Raw genomic sequence first — 17317 nt, 5'->3', positions numbered from 1 at the left:
CTTCTCTCTTTCCCTCTTTTCCGCCCCCCCCCCCCCCCCCCCCCCCCCCCCACCCCCCCCCCCCCCCCCCCCCCCCCCCCCCCCCCCCCCCCCCCCCCCCCCCCCCCCCCCCCCGCCACCCGGTCACCGGCCGTGCCGGGCGGGATCACTCGAACCGGTCGACCAGGGCGAACAGCTCCTCGTCGTCCACGTCGTCCAGATCCTCCTCGAACCGCTCGTCCGGCGTCGCCTCGGCCGGGGTCCCGCCGAGCATCCGGCGGAGCCGTGCCAGCGCCTCCGACTCGAGCCGCCCGTCGCGGATCAGCGTCTCCAGCCGGTCGAGGAGCGGTGTGGTCTGCCGGGCCGCCAGGACACCCCGTACGTACTCGGCCAGGGCGGCCGGGGTCGGGTGGTCGAACACCAGCGTGGTCGGCAGCCGTTCACCGGTGGTCGCCGCCAGCCGGTTGCGCAGCTCGACCGCCGTCAGCGAGTCGAAGCCCAGCTCGGTGAAGGACGCCTCGGCCGTGATCGCGGACACGTCCTCGTGTCCGAGCGCCGCGGCCACCTCGCGGCGGACCAGGTCGAGCACCGCGCCCGGCTGTTCCCACGCGACGCCGGGCGCCGCCCCGGCGGGCCCGGAGCCGCCGACCGGCGCGGCCGGGACCCGTACCGTGCGGGGCGCGAGGTCACGCAGCACCGCGGGCGGGTTCGCCGCGGCGCCGAGGACCGTACGGTCGACGCCGGTCACGGCGAACACCGCCTGCGCGGTCCCGGCGGACGCCGGTGTCGCGAGCCGTGCGGTCACGGCGTCGAAGGCGGCCAGCGCCTCCGGCTCCGCGATCGGCAGCAGCCCGAGCGCACGGATCCGCCGCAGGTCCGCGTCGGACAGCCCGCCGCCCATCCCGGTCTCCCACAGCCCCCACGCCAGCGAGACCGAAGGCAGACCGAGCGCCCGGCGGTGCTCCGCCAGTGCGTCCAGGAAGGTGTTGCCCGCCGCGTAGTTCGCCTGTCCGGCCGTGCCCAGCAGACCGGCGATCGACGAGAACAGCACCAGGGGCTTCTCCCCGGCCAATTCGTGCAGGTGCCAGGCGGCGTCGATCTTGGGCCGGAGGACGGTGTCGACCTGCTCGGGGGTGAGCCCGTCGAGCGTGCCGTCGGACAGCGTGCCGGCGACGTGGACGAAGGCGGCCGGGCGGTGGCGGTCCACGAGTGCGGCCAGCGCCTCGCGGTCGGTGGCGTCGCACGCCGCCGCGACGACCTCGACGCCCTCTCCCGCGCCCTCGATCAGCGGGGCCGTCCCGCTCCGGCTGACCAGCAGCAGCGACCGGACGCCGTGCCGCTCCACCAGATGCCTGGCGACCACCGCGCCGAGCGCACCGCTCGCGCCCGTGATCATGACGGGGCCCCGGCCCCAGCGGCCGTCGGCGCTCCGCCCGCCGTCCTCCCCGGGTCCGGAGTCGACGGCCGGCCGGTGCCGGACCAGGCGCGGGACCAGGACCTCCCCGTCGGCGATCCGCAGCTGCGTCTCGTCGCCGAGGCCGGCCCCGGCCGAGGCGAGCACCTTCGCGACGGCGTCCCGGACGTCGCCGGTGCCGTCCCAGTCCGGACGGTCCACCAGCAGGAACCGGCCGGGGTGTTCCGTCGCCGCGCTGAGGACCAGTCCGCGGACACCGGCGTGGGCCAGGTCGGCGCCCACCACGACGGCGAGCCTTCCGGTGTCCTGCGACGTCAGCCGGTCCCGCAGCACACCGAGGGTGTGGTGGACGGCCCGCCGGGCGCGCTCCGGCAGGTCACCCGGACCGGACGCGACCTGCACCACCTCGAAGGCGGTGGCGTCGTCCGGCGTACCGGGTGCTGCCGCCGGCGCGTCGAGGCCGCGCCAGACCGGTGTGAACACCAGCTTCGCGCCGGCCTGGACGCCGGCCGGGAGGCCGGTGAGCGGGCGCAGCACGAGCTCGTCCACCTCGACGAGGACGTGTCCGTCCCGGTCGGTGACCAGAAGCCGCACGGACTCCGGGCCGGTGGGGGTGATCCGGGCCCGCAGAACCGTGCCGTCGGACGTGGCGGCACCCGCGTGGATGCGCACCCCGGACCACGCGAACGGCAGCGCGGCCGGGCGGGTGCCGTCGGCGACCCCGGGCAGCAGCGGGTGCAGGACCGCGTCGAGCAGGGCCGGGTGGACGGCGAAGCCCTCCGTGTCCTGTACCGCGCCCACCTCGGCGAACAGCTCCTCGCCGCGGCGCCACAGGGACCGCAGCCCCTGGAAGGCGGGGCCGTACGCGTAGCCGTGCTCGGCGACGCGCTCGTACATCCCGTCGAGGTCGATCTCCGTCAGGCCCTCCGGCCACGGCGCGGCCTGCGCCGGAGCCCGGTGCGCGCGGGCGTCGAGCCTGCCCACGGCGTGCCTGGTCCAGGGCAGGTCGCCGCTGTCGTCGTCCTCGCTCCGGGAGAAGAGCGTGATCTCGGTGCCGTCCACCACCATCTGGAGGGCGAGCGCACCGGTTTCCGGGACGACCACCGGCTCGACCACGGTGAACTGCTCCAACGCTCCCGCGGTCGCGGCCAGTTCGACCAGGGCGGTACCGGGCACGATCACGGCGTCCCGGACCCGGTGGCCGGCCAGCCAGCCGTGGGCGGCGAGGGAGAGCCGGCCGGTCGACACGGTGACGCCCCCGCCGTCCGGCCCGCCCGTGGCGAGGTCGACCGCGGCCCCCAGCAAGGGGTGGTGGGCGGAGCGCAGACCGGCGCCGGACAGGTCGGTCCGGCCGGACGGGGTGAGCCAGAACCGCTTGTGCTGGAACGCGTAGGTCGGCACGTCGACGTGGTCCGCACCCGGGAAGACGGCGCGCCAGTCGGGCTCGACACCGCGGGTGAACAGGATGCCGAGGGCCGCCGCGACGGTCTCCGGTTCGGGCTTGCCGGCCCGCAGCAGCGGCACGCCGGCCGGGTTGTCGGCCTCGTCGGCGGGGAAGCCGGCCGCGATCATGCCGGTGAGCACCGCGTCGGGGCCCACTTCGAGCACCGTGCGCACGCCCTCCTCACGCGCGGTCAGCACGGCGTCGTGGAAGCGGACGGTGGCCCGGACCTGGTTCACCCAGTACTCCGGGTCGGTCCACTGCGCGGCCTGCCCGCCGGTGGCCGTGGACAGCGCGGGTATCGCCGGGGCGCGGTAGGTGAGCTCCCGGGCGACGGCCCGGAAGCCGTCCAGCATCGGCTCCATGAGCGGCGAGTGGAAGGCGTGGCTGACCGAGAGCCGCTTCGTGCGCCGTCCCCGGGCCGTGAACTCCTCCGCCACGAAGGAGAGCAGCGCTTCCTCCGCGCCGGACAGCACGAGGGAGGCGGGGCCGTTGACGGCGGCGATCGTCACGCCGGCGGGCAGTTCCCGCCCGTCCAGCTCGGTGGCGCTCGCCTCGACGGCGACCATCGCCCCGCCGCGCGGGAGGGCCTGCATGAGGCCGCCGCGGGCGGCGACCAGCCTGGCCGCGTCGGGCAGCGAGAGCACCCCGGCGACGTGGGCGGCGGCCAGCTCGCCGACGGAGTGGCCGAGCACCAGGTCCGGCCGGACTCCCCAGGACTCCATCAGGCGGAACAGCGCGACCTCGACGGCGAACAGCGCGGGCTGCGCCGTGCCGGTCTCGTCCAGGTCCTTCCCGGTGGCGATCGCCTCCCGGACGGCCTCGCCGAGTCCGTCGCCGAAGTGGGCGCAGACCTCGTCGAACGCGCTCGCGAAGACGGGGTGGGCGGTGCCCAGTTCGAGCCCCATGCCGACGCGCTGGGCGCCCTGTCCGGTGAAGGCGAAGGCGAGCCTGCCGCCCGCCGCCCGCACCGGGACCGCGTTCCGGAGCGCGGCCGCGCTGGTCGCCGCCGCGCGGTACGGCAGCGCGGTACGGGTGGCCAGGGTGAAGGACTCGTCCGCCGTGGCCAGGGCGGCGACCCGCTCCGCCTGCTCGGTGAGCGCCTGCGGGGTACGGGCGGAGAGGACCCACGGAAGCGGGGGCACCGCGGTCCCGGCCGGGGTCCCGGGGGCCGGAGCCGGTACGGCGTCCGCCTCCTCGATGATCACATGGGCGTTGGTGCCGCCGAAGCCGAAGGAGGACACGCCGGCCCGGCGGGGGCGCTCCCCGCGCGGCCACGGGCGGGCCCGGTCCAGCAGTTCGACCTTGCCCTGCGACCAGTCGACGTGCCGGGACGGGGTGCCCACGTGCAACGTGGCCGGGGCGATGCCGTGCCGCATGGCCTGGACGACCTTGATGATCCCGCCGACGCCCGCGGCCGCCTGGGCGTGCCCGATGTTCGACTTCAGCGAGCCCATCAGCACGGGCGTCTCCCGGTCGCGGCCGTAGGCGGCCATGACGGCGTGGGCCTCGATCGGGTCACCGAGCCTGGTCCCCGTGCCGTGCGCCTCCACCAGGTCGACATCGGCCGGACCGAGGTCGGCGGAGTCGAGCGCGGCCCGGATCACCCGCTCCTGGGCGGGACCGTTCGGCGCGGTGAGTCCGTTCGAGGCGCCGTCGGAGTTGACCGCGGAGCCGCGCAGGACGGCCAGGATCCGGTGCCCGTTGCGCCGGGCGTCCGACAGCTTCTCCAGCACCAGCATGCCGGAACCCTCGGACCAGCCGGTGCCGTCGGCGTCGTCGGAGAACGACTTGCACCGGCCGTCCTCGGACAGCCCGCGCAGCCGGGAGAACTCCACGAAGGCCGTGGGTGTCGACATCACCGTCGCGCCGCCCGCCACCGCGAGCTCGCACTCCCCGCGCCGCAGCGCGCTCGCGGCCAGGTGGACGGCGACCAGCGAGGACGAGCAGGCGGTGTCCACGGTGAGGGTCGGCCCCTCGAACCCGAAGGTGTAGGCGAGCCGGCCGGAGGCGATGCTGCCCGCGCTGCCGCTGTAGAGGTATCCCTGCACGCCGTCGGAGGGCAGGTCCGGCCGCGATCCGTAGTCGCTGTACATGACGCCGACGAAGACTCCGGTCCGGCTGCCGCGCAGGGTCTGCGGCTCCAGGCCGGCGTGCTCCACCGCCTCCCAGGTCGTCTCCAGGAGCTGCCGCTGCTGCGGGTCGAGCGCCGACGCCTCCCGGGGCGACAGACCGAAGAACTCGGCGTCGAAGAGGTCGGCGTCGTGCAGGAAGCCGCCGCGGCGGGTGGTGGAGGTGCCGGGGTGGTCCGGGTCCGGGTGGTACAGGTCGGCGGGCCAGCCCCGGTTCACCGGGAACTCCGAGGTGGCGTCACGGCCGTCGGCGACCAGCTGCCACAGGTCCTGGGGCGAGGCGACCCCGCCCGGGTACCGGCAGGCCATGCCGACGATCGCGATCGGCTCGTCATGGCCGTCGGCAGCGGTCTCCGGCCGCCCGCCGGCGCGTGCGCCGCGGGGGGAGGACTGCTCCTCGGCCGCGCCGAGGCTCCACAGGTGCGCGGCCAGCGCGGCCGGGGTGGGGTGGTCGAAGACGACCGTGGCGGACAGCCTGCGTCCGATCGCAGTGCCGAGCTGGTTGCGCAGTTCAACGGCCATGAGCGAGTCGAAGCCGAGTTCGCTGAAGGAGCGCTGCTCGTCGACCTCGCCCGGACCGTCGTACCCCAGGACCGCGGCCACCTGCCGGCGGACGGCGTCCTGGAGACCGGCGCGGTCGAGCTCCGGGGCCGGGGCGGTGTCGGCTCCCGGTGCCGCGGGGGCGCCGACCCGCGCGGGCGTCGCGGTCGTGGCCGGTCCGGCCAGATCGCGCAGCACGCCGGGGAGGTCCGCCCGGCCGCGCAGGGCCGACCGGTCGAACCGGGTCAGGGCCAGGACGGGCGAGCCGGCGCCGGTGAGCCGCGGGAGGGCGGCGTCGAACAGGGCGAGCGCCTCGGCGGTGTCCAGGGGACGCAGTCCCGTGCGGGCGAGCCGCTGGACGTCGACCTCGGTCAGCTGCCCCGAGATGCCGCTGCTCTCGGCCCACAGCCCCCAGGCGAGGGAGACCGCCGGCAGGCCGAGGGCCCGGCGGTGCTCGCTGAGGGCGTCCAGGAACGTGTTGCCCGCCGCGTAGTTGGCCTGGCCCGCGGTGCCGAGCAGGCCCGCCACCGACGAGTACAGCACCAGGGGCCGGTCACCGGCCAGCTCGTGCAGGTGCCAGGCCGCGTCCACCTTCGGCAGCAGGACGGAGTCGAGCTGCTCGGTGGTGAGGCCCGTCAGGGTGGCGTCGGCGTTGATGCCCGCGGTGTGCACCACCGCGGCCGGCCGGTGCGCGGAGAACACCCCTTCCAGGGCCTGCCGGTCGCTCACGTCGGCGGCCACGAGGCTCACGTCGGCGCCGAGGCCGACCAGCTCCTCGCGGAGCGCGGCGGCGCCGGGAGCGGCCTCGCCGCGGCGGCTGACCAGCACCAGGCTGCGCGCGCCGTGCCGGACGACCAGGTGGCGGGCCAGGACCGATCCGAGGGTTCCGGTCGCGCCGGTGATCAGCACCGGGCCCGCGCTCCAGTCGACCGGGGCGTCCGGGGCGTCCGGGGCGGTCGCCGCGGCACCGGCCGGCCGGGCGAGCCGGGGCAGCAGTGTCGCGCCGTCCCGGATCGCGACCTCCGGCTCCGGGGAGCGCAGGGCGGCCTCGAGCCGTCCCTCGGTCGCCGATCCGTCGGCCTCGATCAGCTGGAACCTGCCGGGGTTCTCCGACTGGGCGCTGCGGACGAGTCCGCGTACCGCGGCGTGCGACAGATCGGGGCGGATCACGAAGGCGTGCCGGCGCTCGTCCGTTCCGGCCAGGATCTCCCTGAGCTCGCCGAGGACGGAGTGCACCGCCGCCCTGGCCGCCGCCGCGACGTCCCGCTCCTCGTCCTGCGCCGCGGAGAGCGCCGCGGCGACGTGGTGCGGCACGGCCGGTTCGGCGGCCGCGCCGGTTCCGGCGGCCTCCCGCCAGACCAGGGTGTGCATCCCGGAGGGCACGTGGCTTCCCCCGAGGGGCAGCAGCGCCAGTTCCTCCACCGTCAGCACGGCCGCGCCCTCCTGGTCGTGGACGGCCAGCCGCGCCGTGCCGCCGTTCACCGTGACCGCGGCCCTCAGGGCCGTGGCGCCGGTCCCGTGCCGGGTGACCCCGGTCCAGGAGAAGGGCAGCACCGGCTGGGCGTCGGCGTCGACCACGCCGGGGAGCAGGACGTGCAGAACCGCGTCGAGCAGGGCCGGGTGCACGCCGAACCGGCCCGCCTCGGTCCGGTACCGCTGCGGGAGTTCCACCTCGACGTGGCGGTGGTCGCCGTCGAGGTGCACCGACCGGAGGTTGCGGAAGGCGGGGCCGTAGTCGTAGCCGTGCTCGCTCAGCCGCTGGTACACGCCGTCGAGGTCGACCTCGGTGCCGGCCCGTTCGGGCGCCGGCTCCGGCAGGTGCCGTTCGGGGACGACGGTGCCGTGGGCGTGCTGTGTCCACCCGGTCTCCTCGCCGGTCCCGGGGCCGGCGGGGCGGGAGTGGATCACGACGGCGCGACCGCCGGTCGCGTCGGCGGCCCCGACCCGGACCTGCACCGTGGCGGCGCCGTCCTCCGGCACGACCAGGGGTGTGGTGAGGGTCAGTTCGGCGACGGTCGGGCAGTCCAGCCGCTCGCCGGCGTACAGGGCCATGTCCAGCAGCGCCGTGCCGGGTACGACGACGTCGCCGCGGACGCGGTGGTCGCCGGCCCATCCGGTGGCGGCGATCTCGCCGCTCAGCAGGGTCGCGCCGTCGACGAGCTCCACCACCGTGCCCAGCAGCGGATGCGCCGAGGACGGGTTCTCCAGCCAGTACCGCCGGTGCTGGAAGGGATAGCGGGGCAGCGGGACGTGGACGCCCGCCGGGACCAGTGCCGTCCAGTCGACCTCCACGCCCCGCACGTGCAGGGCGGCGAGCGCGCCGAAGGCGGTCTCCACGTCGTCGCGGCCGGAGCGGAGCAGCGCCGCGCGGACACCGGTGTCGGCGGCACCGGTCTCCTCCTCGGCGAGCGCCTGGGAGACCATCGCGGTGAGCACCGCGTCCGGACCGAGCTCGACGAACTCGGTGACGCCGTCGCGTCGCAGGGTGCGCACTCCGTCGAGGAAGCGGACGGCCCGGCGGACGTGGGTCACCCAGTAGTCCGGTGAAGTCAGCTGCTCCGCGGTGGCGATCTCACCGGTCACGTTCGAGACGACCGGTATCCGCGGCTCGTGGAACGTGACGGTGTCCAGGGCCTCCCGGAAGCCGGCCAGCACCCCGTCCATGTGCGCCGAGTGGAAGGCGTGGCTGACGGTGAGCCGGCGGGTGCGCCGGCCGCGGCCGGCCCAGTGCTCGGCCATCGCGGCCACGGCGGTGTCGTCGCCGGAGACCACGACGGCACGCGGGCCGTTCACCGCGGCGACGGACGCGCCGGCCACGAGCGAGTCGAGCACCTCCGCCTCGGTGGCCTCCAGCGCCGCCATCGCGCCGTCGTCGCGGGCGGACTGCATCGCGGCGCCGCGTGCGACGACCAGGCGGCAGGCGTCGGTGAGGTCGAAGACGCCGGCCACGTGCGCCGCAGCCACCTCGCCGACCGAGTGCCCGAGCAGGTAGTCCGGGGTGATGCCGTGGTGCTCCGCGAACCGGTGGAGCGCCACCTCCACGGCGAACAGCGCGGCCTGGGTGTAGGCGGTCCGGTCGAGGGAGGCCGCTTCCGGGCTGCCGGGTTCGGCGAACACGAGCTCGGCCAGCGGCCGGCCGAGCAGCGGGTCGAGGTGCGCGCACACCTCGTCGAACGCGGCCCGGTAGACGGCGGAGCGCTCGTACAGCTCCCGTCCCATGCCGGGGCGCTGCGCGCCCTGTCCGGTGAAGAGGAAGGCCGTCGCGCCGCGGCCCGTCCCGTTGCCGCGCACCGCGCCGGGGCCGCCGGACGTGCCCGCGGCGACGGCGTCGAGACCGCGCAGCAGCGCGTCCCGGTCGGCGCCGAGCACGACGGCCCGCCGGTCGAGCCGGGCGCGCCGGGTGGCCAGGGTGCCCGCGACGTCGGCCGGATCGAGGTCCGGGTTCGCGTCGAGGTGGGCGCGGAGCTCCGCGGCCCGGGTCCGCAGGGCGTCCTCGCTCCGGGCCGACAACAGCAGCGGCAGGGTCGGCGAGGCGGCCCTCGACGGCTCGCCGGACGCGGGGAGGGCGGCCGGCGTGCGGGTGGGCCGCGGCGCCGTCTCGCCCTGTTCCAGGATCACGTGGGCGTTGGTGCCGCTGATACCGAAGGCGGAGACGGCGGCGCGGCGCGGCCGGTCGAGCTCCGGCCAGTCCCGCTCCTCGGCGAGCAGCTCGATGGCGCCGGCCGACCAGTCCACGTGCGGTGACGGTTCGCCGAGGTGCAGGGTGCGCGGCTGGATGCCGTGGCGCAGCGCCTGGACCATCTTGATCACGCCGCCGACTCCGGCGGCCGCCTGGGCGTGTCCGAGGTTCGACTTCAGCGAGCCGAGGCGGGCCGGTTCCTCGCGCTCCTGCCCGTAGGTGGCGAGCAGGGCCTGCGCCTCGATCGGGTCGCCGAGCCGGGTGCCGGTGCCGTGGGCCTCGATGAGGTCGACGTCGGCGCCGGACAGGCCGGCGTCGGCGAGGGCGGAGCGGATGACCCGCTCCTGGGAGGGGCCGTTGGGGGCGGTCAGGCCGTTCGAGGCGCCGTCGGAGTTGACCGCCGAACCGCGGAGCACGGCCAGGACCTGGTGCCCGTTGCGGCGGGCGTCCTCCAGCCGCTCCACGAGGAGCAGGCCGACGCCCTCCGACCAGCCGGTGCCGTCGGCCCCGGCCGAGAACGACTTGCAGCGGCCGTCCGCGGAGAGGCCGTTCTGGCGGGAGAACTCGACGAACGTGCTCGGTCCCGCCATCACGGTGACGCCGCCCGCGAGGGCCAGGTCGACCTCGCCCGAGCGCAGCGCGTTCGCGGCGAGGTGGAGCGCGACCAGCGACGACGAGCAGGCCGTGTCGACCGTGATCGCCGGTCCTTCGAGACCGTAGACGTACGCCAGGCGTCCGGAGATCACGCTGGAGGTGTTGCCCGCCAGCAGGAAGCCCTCGACCTCCCGCGGGGTGGCCGGGAGCCGCGAGGCGTAGTCGTCGTACATGACGCCGGTGAAGACGCCGGTGCGGCTGCCGCGCAGGCCCGTCGGATCGATGCCGGCGTCCTCGAACGTCTCCCAGGCCGTTTCGAGGAGGAGGCGCTGCTGCGGGTCGGTGGCCAGGGCCTCGCGCGGTGACATGTCGAAGAACGCCGCGTCGAAGAGGTCCGCGTCGTGCAGGAACCCGCCGTGCCGGGTGTAGCTGGTGCCGGAGTGGTTCGGGTCGGGGTGGTAGAGCCGGTCGAGGTCCCATCCCCGGTTGGTCGGGAACTCGGAGATCGCGTCCCGTCCGTCGAGGACGAGCCGCCACAGGTCGTCGGCCGAGCGGACCCCGCCGGGGTAGCGGCAGGCCATGCCGACGATGGCGATGGGTTCGTCGGTACGGGTCCTCGCCTTGGCGGCCCGCCGCGCACCGCCGGGCCGCTGCCCGGCCGGGGCCTTGGCCGAGTCCTCGGCGAGGAAGACGGCCAGCGCCTCGGGCGTGGGGTGGTCGAAGACGAGGGTGGCCGGCAGCCGGCGTCCGGTGGCGGCGTTCAGCCGGTTGCGCAGGTCGACGCCGGCCAGCGAGTCGAAGCCCTGCTCGCGGAACGCCTTGCTGAGGTCGAGCGAGCCGGGGTTCGGCAGTCCGAGCACGGCGGCGGTGTTCGCCCGGACGAGGTCCCTGGCCTGCTTCTCGGTGAGGACCTCGCCCGTCCGCGCGGCGGGTGCCGTCGCCGCCGGCTTCCGGCGCCGCCTGACCAGCCCGCCGAGCACGGCCGGCACCGGGCCGGTGCCCGTGATCCCGGACGGTCGCAGGGCGGCGGGGACCGGCAGGGCCGCGTCCCCGGTCACCGCCCGGTCGAACAGGGCGAGGCCCTGCCCGGCGGTGAGCGGTGCCACGCCGCTCCTGGTCCAGCGGCCGAGGTCGGCCTCCCCGAGGGACTGGCCCATGCCCTCCTGCCACAGGCCCCAGGCCAGCGACGTCCCGGGCAGCCCCTCGGCCCGGCGGTGCGCCGCCAGGGCGTCCAGATAGGCGTTGGCGGCGGCGTAGTTGGCCTGGCCGGCCGTGCCGAGCAGACCGGAGATGGAGGAGAACAGGACGAAGGCGTCGAGCCGCAGGTGCGCGGTCAGCTCGTGCAGGTGGCGTGCGGCGTCCGCCTTGACGGCCATGACCGTGCGGACGCGCTCCTCGGTGAGCGCGGTGATCGTGGCGTCGTCGAGGACGCCGGCGGTGTGGACGACCGCGGTCAGCGGTGCGTCGTCCGGTACGGAGGCGACCAGCCGGGCCAGCGCCTCGCGGTCGGTCACGTCCAGGGCGACGACGCGCACGCCGTCGAGCTCCGCCAGCAGTTCGGCGGCGCCGGGGGCGTCCGGGCCGCGGCGGCTGACCAGCAGGAGGTTCCGCAGGCCGTGCCGGTGGTGGAGGTGCCGGGCGATGAGCGCGCCGAGGCCGCCGGTGCCGCCGGTGATCAGCACGGTGCCGGCAGGGTCCCAGCCGAGGCCGGGCTCGACCGCGTCGGGCGCATCGGTGCCGGCCGGGTCGGTGCCGGCCGCATCGGTGCCGGCGGGCCGGGCGGCCCTGGCCAGGCGGGGCACCAGGAGGGCGCCGTCCCGGAGGGCGAGCTGCGGCTCCCCCGTCCGCACCGCCGCGTCGAGCGCGGCGTCCGCGTCCGGCCCGACGGCGCTGCCGTCGACGTCGACCACGACGATCTGGTCCGGGTACTCGCTCTGCGCGGTGCGCACCAGGCCCCAGACCGAGGCGGCGGCCGGGTCGGCGACCGCTTCGCCCGCCGCGACGGCCACGGCGTTCCGGGTGACCAGGACGAGTCGCTCGTGCGGCTCGTGCGCGCCGGCCGCCCACTCCTGGACGCTCCCCAGCGCTCGCGTGACGGCGGCCGCCGGATCCTCGCTCCGGGCGACCTCGACGACGGTGGGCAGGAGGGCGTCGTCGCCGGACGCGTCCGCTCCGGCGTCCTTGCGCTGCCACACCAGCTCGTACATGGGGGGCGCGCCGGCGTCGCTCGGGGCCGCCGTCCGCAGGGTCAGTCCGTCGACGGTCGTCACCGCAGCGCCCGTGGCGTCGGCGAGCAGGAGCTCGTAGGTGTCGCCTCCGGTGGGGGTGAGGCGGGCCCGGAGCTCCGTGCCGCCGACGGCCCCCGGGTGCGCCCGTACCCCGCTCCAGACGAACGGAAGGCGCATGCCCTCCCCGCCGTCGACGAGGCCCAGCACGATCGGGTGCAGTACGGCGTCGGCCAGCGCCGGGTGCAGCAGGAACCCGGTCTCCGCGCCGAGGTGCCCGTCCGGGAGCCGTACCTCCGCGTAGAGGGTGTCCCCGTCCCGGTACACGGTCCGCAGCCCGCGGAACGGCCCGTCGTAGTGGTAGCCCCGCTCGGCGAGGCGCTCGTAGGCGTCGTCGACCGGTACGAGGTCCCCGGCCGGCGGCCACTCCAGCCGGTCGGCGGAGCCGAGGGCGGGGCCGGGATCGGCGTCCAGGAGCAGCCCGGACGCGTGCCGGGTCCACTCCTGCTCGCCCTCGCGGCGCGAGTGGATGGTCAACCGCCGCTCGTGCACGGTGACCTGGAGGGTGACCGAGCCGGTGGGCGGGAGGGCGAGCGGGCTCTCCAGCGTCAGGTCCACGACCTCGGGCAGGCCGACGCGTTCGCCCGCGAACAGCGCCAGGTCCAGGAACGCGGTCCCGGGCAGCAGCGCGGAGTCGCCGATCACGTGTCCGGAGAGCCACGGCTGCTCCGCGAGCGAGACGGTGCCGGCCAGCACCACGTCGTCCCGGTCGACGAGCTCCACCACCGAGTCGAGCAGCGGATGCCCCGCGGTGCCGCGCACCGGGCGCGGCGGCAGCCAGTACCGGTCCCGGCGGAAGGGGTGGGTGGGCTCGACGCCGCGGACCCGGTCCAGGCCCGACCGGAGGACGTCCGGCTCGGCACCGGTGGACCTGCCGAGCGGAACGACCCGGGTGATGCCGGCGGAGCGGATGAGCGGGGTCAGCGCGGCGGACGGGCCTGCTTCGGCGAACACGGCGGCACCGGCGGCGCGCAGGGCCGTGACGGCGTCGTGGAACCGCACGGTGCCGCGGATCTGACCGACCCAGTGCTCCGCGTACCCGGAGACGTCGGCGGGCAGCGGCCGCCCGGTCACGGTGGAGATCACCGGGATCCGCGGCGGTGCGTAGGCGATCGACTCCGCCACCGCGCGGAACTCGTCGAGCACGTCGTCCATGTGCGGGGAGTGGAAGGCATGACTGACCGTCAGCCGGGTGACCCTGCGCCCCCGTTCGTGCCATCCGGCGGCGACGGTCTCGGCGGCTTCGGCGTCCCCGGCGATCACCACCGACACGGGCCCGTTCACCGCGGCCACCACGACCCCGTCGACCAGGGTCCCGGTGATCTCGGCCTCGGTGGCCTCCACGGCGATCATCGCGCCGCCGGAGCGGGCCTGCTGCATCAGGCGGCCGCGGGCCGCGACCAGTTCGGCGGCGTCCTCCAGGGAGAACACCCCGGCCACGTACGCGGCCGCCAGCTCGCCGATGGAGTGGCCGGCGAGCATGTCGGCGACCAGGCCGCCCTCGGCGGCCGCCTCGGCGAGCGCCACCTCGAAGGCGAACAGCGCCGGCTGGGTGTAGCGCGTCTGGTTCAGCTCCGGGTCGGCGCCGAACATCAGCTCCTTCAGGGGCCGGTCCAGATGCGGGTCGAAGGCGGCGCACACCTCGTCGAGGACCCGCGCGAAGACCGGGGACTCCTCGTACAGTTCCCGGCCCATCCCGGCCCGCTGCGCACCCTGGCCGGTGAAGACCAGCGCGGTCGGGGTCCGCTCCCCCTGTTCGAGGACGACGTGGGCGTTCGTGCCGCTGATGCCGAACGCGGAGACGGCGGCGCGCATCGGCCGGCCCGCCCGCTGCCACGGCCTGGCCTGCGTCAGCAGCTCGACCCGCCCGGAGGTCCAGTCGACGCGCGTGGTCGGGACCTCGGCGTGCAGCGTGCGCGGCAGCACCTCGTGCCGCATGGCCTGCACGACCTTGATCACGCCGGCGACGCCGGCCGCCGCCTGGGTGTGGCCGATGTTCGACTTCAACGAGCCGAGGTGGAGCGGCGTGTCACGGTCCTGCCCGTACGTGGCGAGGATCGCCTCGGCCTCGATCGGGTCGCCGAGCGAGGTGCCGGTGCCGTGCGCCTCCAGCAGGTCCACGTCGTCGCCGGTCAGGCCGGCATCGTCCAGCGCGGTGGTGATCAGCCGCTGCTGGGACAGACCGCTGGGCGCGGTCAGCCCGTTGGAGGAGCCGTCGGAGTTGATCGCGCTGCCCCGGATCACGGCGAGGACGGGGTGTCCGTTCCGCCGGGCGTCCGACAGGCGTTCGAGGACCAGCATGCCCACGCCCTCGGCCCATCCGGTTCCGTCGGCCTCGTCCGAGAAGGGCTTGCACCGCCCGTCGGCGGCCAGGCCGTGCTGCCGGGAGAACTCCTCGAACATGCCGGGGGTGGCCATCACGGTCACACCGCCGGCGAGCGCCGTCGACGCCTCGCCGGCGCGCAGGGCGCGGATCGCCAGGTGCAGGGCGACGAGCGAGGACGAGCAGGCCGTGTCCACGGTGAGCGTCGGCCCCACGAACCCGAGCTGGTAGGCGATCCGGCCCGACAGCACGCTGGTCGCGGTCCCGGTCAGCACGTAGCCGGCGACGTCGTCGCCCGCCTCGTGCATCCGGGGACCGTAGTCGGAGGCGGTGCCGCCGACGAAGACGCCGGTACGGCTGCCCCGGAGCGACTTCGGGTCGATCCCGGCGCGCTCCAGGGCCTCCCAGGAGGTCTGGAGGAGCAGCCGCTGCTGCGGGTCCATGGCCAGCGCCTCGCGGGGCGAGATGCCGAAGAACCCCGGGTCGAACTCGGCGGCGCCGGTGAGGAATCCGCCGACCCGGGAATAGCCCTCGCCGGGCGTCCAGCCGCGGTCGTGCGGGAACGGGCCGATCACGTCCCGCTGTTCGCAGACCACGCGCCACAGGTCCTCGGGCGTCTCGATGCCGCCGGGGAAGCGGCAGGCCATGCCGACGATGGCGACCGCGTCCTCGTCCTCGCCCCGGCCGGCGGGGGCGTCGGCCCGCCGGGACGCGCCGGCCGTGTACGGGCTCAGCGGCCGGGCGACCGGGTCGATCCCGGTCTCGGTGAAGTAGGCGATCAGCTCCTGCGGCGTCGGGTAGTCGAACAGCAGGCCGCTGGAGAGCGCCCGCCCGGTCGCGACGGACAGGCGTTCGATGAGCGCCACGGTCATCAGCGACGAGAACCCGAGGTCGCGGAAGTTGGTGTCCAGCTCGACGCCGTCCGCGTCGGCGGCGCCGATCGCCGCCGCCACCTCCGCCTTGACCAGGGCGGCCGCGTCCGTGGCCGCCGCGGCGCCGGCGCTCCCGGTGCCCGGCTCCGCGGTCCGGTGCTCGCCGGTCCAGTACCGCTCGCGCTGGAAGGGGTAGGCCGGCAGCCTCACCCGGCCGGCGCGGACGTCCGCGTACGCCGCGCTCCAGTCGACGTCCGCGCCGTTCACGAACGCGGCCGCGAGGTCGGCGAGCTCTCCGCCCGGGGTGTCGGTCCCGCGGCCGGCCTCGGCGGCGGGGGGCTCGCCGGCGGCCGCCGCCACGATCACGTGCGGCGCGGGCCTGCCGCTCGCCAGCGCGTCGAGGCCGCTGCGCAGCTGCTCGGCGTCGGAGGCGAGGACGACGGCCCGGTGGCGGAACGCCGTCCGGGTCGTCGCCAGGGAGAACCCGAGGTCGTGCGCGGTGTGCCCGGTGTCCCGCAGCAGGGCGGCGTGGGCCCGCAGCGCGGCCGGGGTCCGGCCCGAGACGGGAACGGGGACGAGACGGGTGTCCGCGGGGGCGGTCGCGCCCGCGGGCGCGGCGGCGTCGGCGGTCACGACGGCAGTCGCGACGGCGGCGGCCGGCGGTTCGGCCAGGACCACATGGGCGTTCGTGCCGCCCATGCCGAACGAGGAGATACCGGCGATCAGCGGGCGCTCCGGGTGCGGCCAGTCGGCGAGGGCCGTGTTGACCCGCAGCCCGAGGGCGTCGAGCGGGATGTCCGGGTTGGGCGTCTCGAAGTTCAGGCTCGCCGGGAGGCGCCGGTTCCTGATGGCGAGCACGGTCTTGAGCAGGCCGGTGATCCCGGCGGCGCCTTCAAGGTGCCCGATGTTGGTCTTGACCGAACCCACGAGCAGCGGGTCCTCGCCGCCGGCGGCCGCGTCCGTCCCGCGCCCCGCGAAGACGGCGCCCAGCGAGGCCGCCTCGACGGGGTCGCCGACCGGGGTGCCGGTGCCGTGCAGTTCCACGTACTGCACCTGGTCGGGAGCGACGTCGGCTCGCCGCAGCGCGGCCCGGATCACGCGCTCCTGCGCCTGCGGGCTGGGCACGGTCAGGCCGGGCGTGGCGCCGTCGTTGTTGACGGCGCTGCCGCGGATCACCGCGTAGACGTCGTCGCCGTCGGCGAGGGCCGCCGACAGCGGCTTGAGGACCAGGACGACGGCGCCCTCGCCCCGGACGTATCCGTTGGCCCTGGCGTCGAAGACGTAGCTGTGGCCGTCGGGCGACAGGCCGCCGAACCGCCTGGCTCCGAGGGCCCCCTCGGCGAGGAGGTTGAGGTTCACGCCGGCCGCGAGGGCGACGGGCGACTCGCCCGAGCGCACGCTCTGGGCCGCGAGGTGGACCGCGACGAGCGAGGACGACTGCGCGGTGTCCACCACGACGCTCGGCCCCCGCAGGTCGAGGGCGTAGGAGACCCGGTTGGCGATGACCGCCCGGTGGGTGCCGGTGTTGGTGTGCTGTGTTATCGCGCCGTCGCCGCGGCTCAGCACCAGGCCGGCGTAGTCGTCGCGCAGCGATCCGACGAACACGGAGGCGGACGTACCGGCGAGGTCGGCGGGGACGATCCCGGCGTCCTCCAGGGCCGACCAGGCCAGCTCCAGCACCAGCCGCTGCTGCGGGTCCATGGCGGCGGCTTCCCGCGCGGAGATCCCGAAGAATCCGGCGTCGAAGTCCCCGACCGCCTCCAGGAACGCACCGAATCGGGTTCCGCCGTCGAATCCGACGGACCCCGATATCCCTTCCCGCCGATTCTTCGGAATCTCGGTCACCGCATTGCGGCTGTCCCTCAACAGCTCCCAGAATTCCGCTGTCTCGGTCGCTCCGGGCAACCGGCAAGACATTCCGACGATCGCCACCGGCTCGTCGCGACCGTCCCCGTAACCGTCATGCCTTGTCGTCATGTAAGAGACTCTTTCCTTGATGAATTCAGACAGCCGCAGCGCGGTTCCGGGTGCGTCTGTCCGCACCCGGAAGGACCGGCC

General features: G+C 75.8%; 1 protein-coding gene. It reads right to left on the bottom strand.

The genetic code is table 11. The annotated features are described in order from the left end of the window. Window positions 1–145: 145 nt before the first annotated feature. Window positions 146–17236 carry an SDR family NAD(P)-dependent oxidoreductase gene (locus AC068A_RS12795; protein ID WP_478584218.1) on the bottom strand — a complete coding sequence of 5697 codons (17091 nt, stop codon included), beginning with the start codon at window positions 17234–17236 and terminating at the stop codon, window positions 146–148. Window positions 17237–17317 lie beyond the last annotated feature (81 nt).

The organism is Streptomyces sp. NPDC043854, from assembly GCF_056436005.1.
This window is presented reverse-complemented; position numbering and strand designations above follow the sequence as displayed.

Coding starts and splice junctions, on each gene's coding strand:
- AC068A_RS12795 (WP_478584218.1), bottom strand. CDS start 17,236: ATGACGACAAGGCATGACGGTTACGGGGACGGTCGCGACGAGCCGGTG.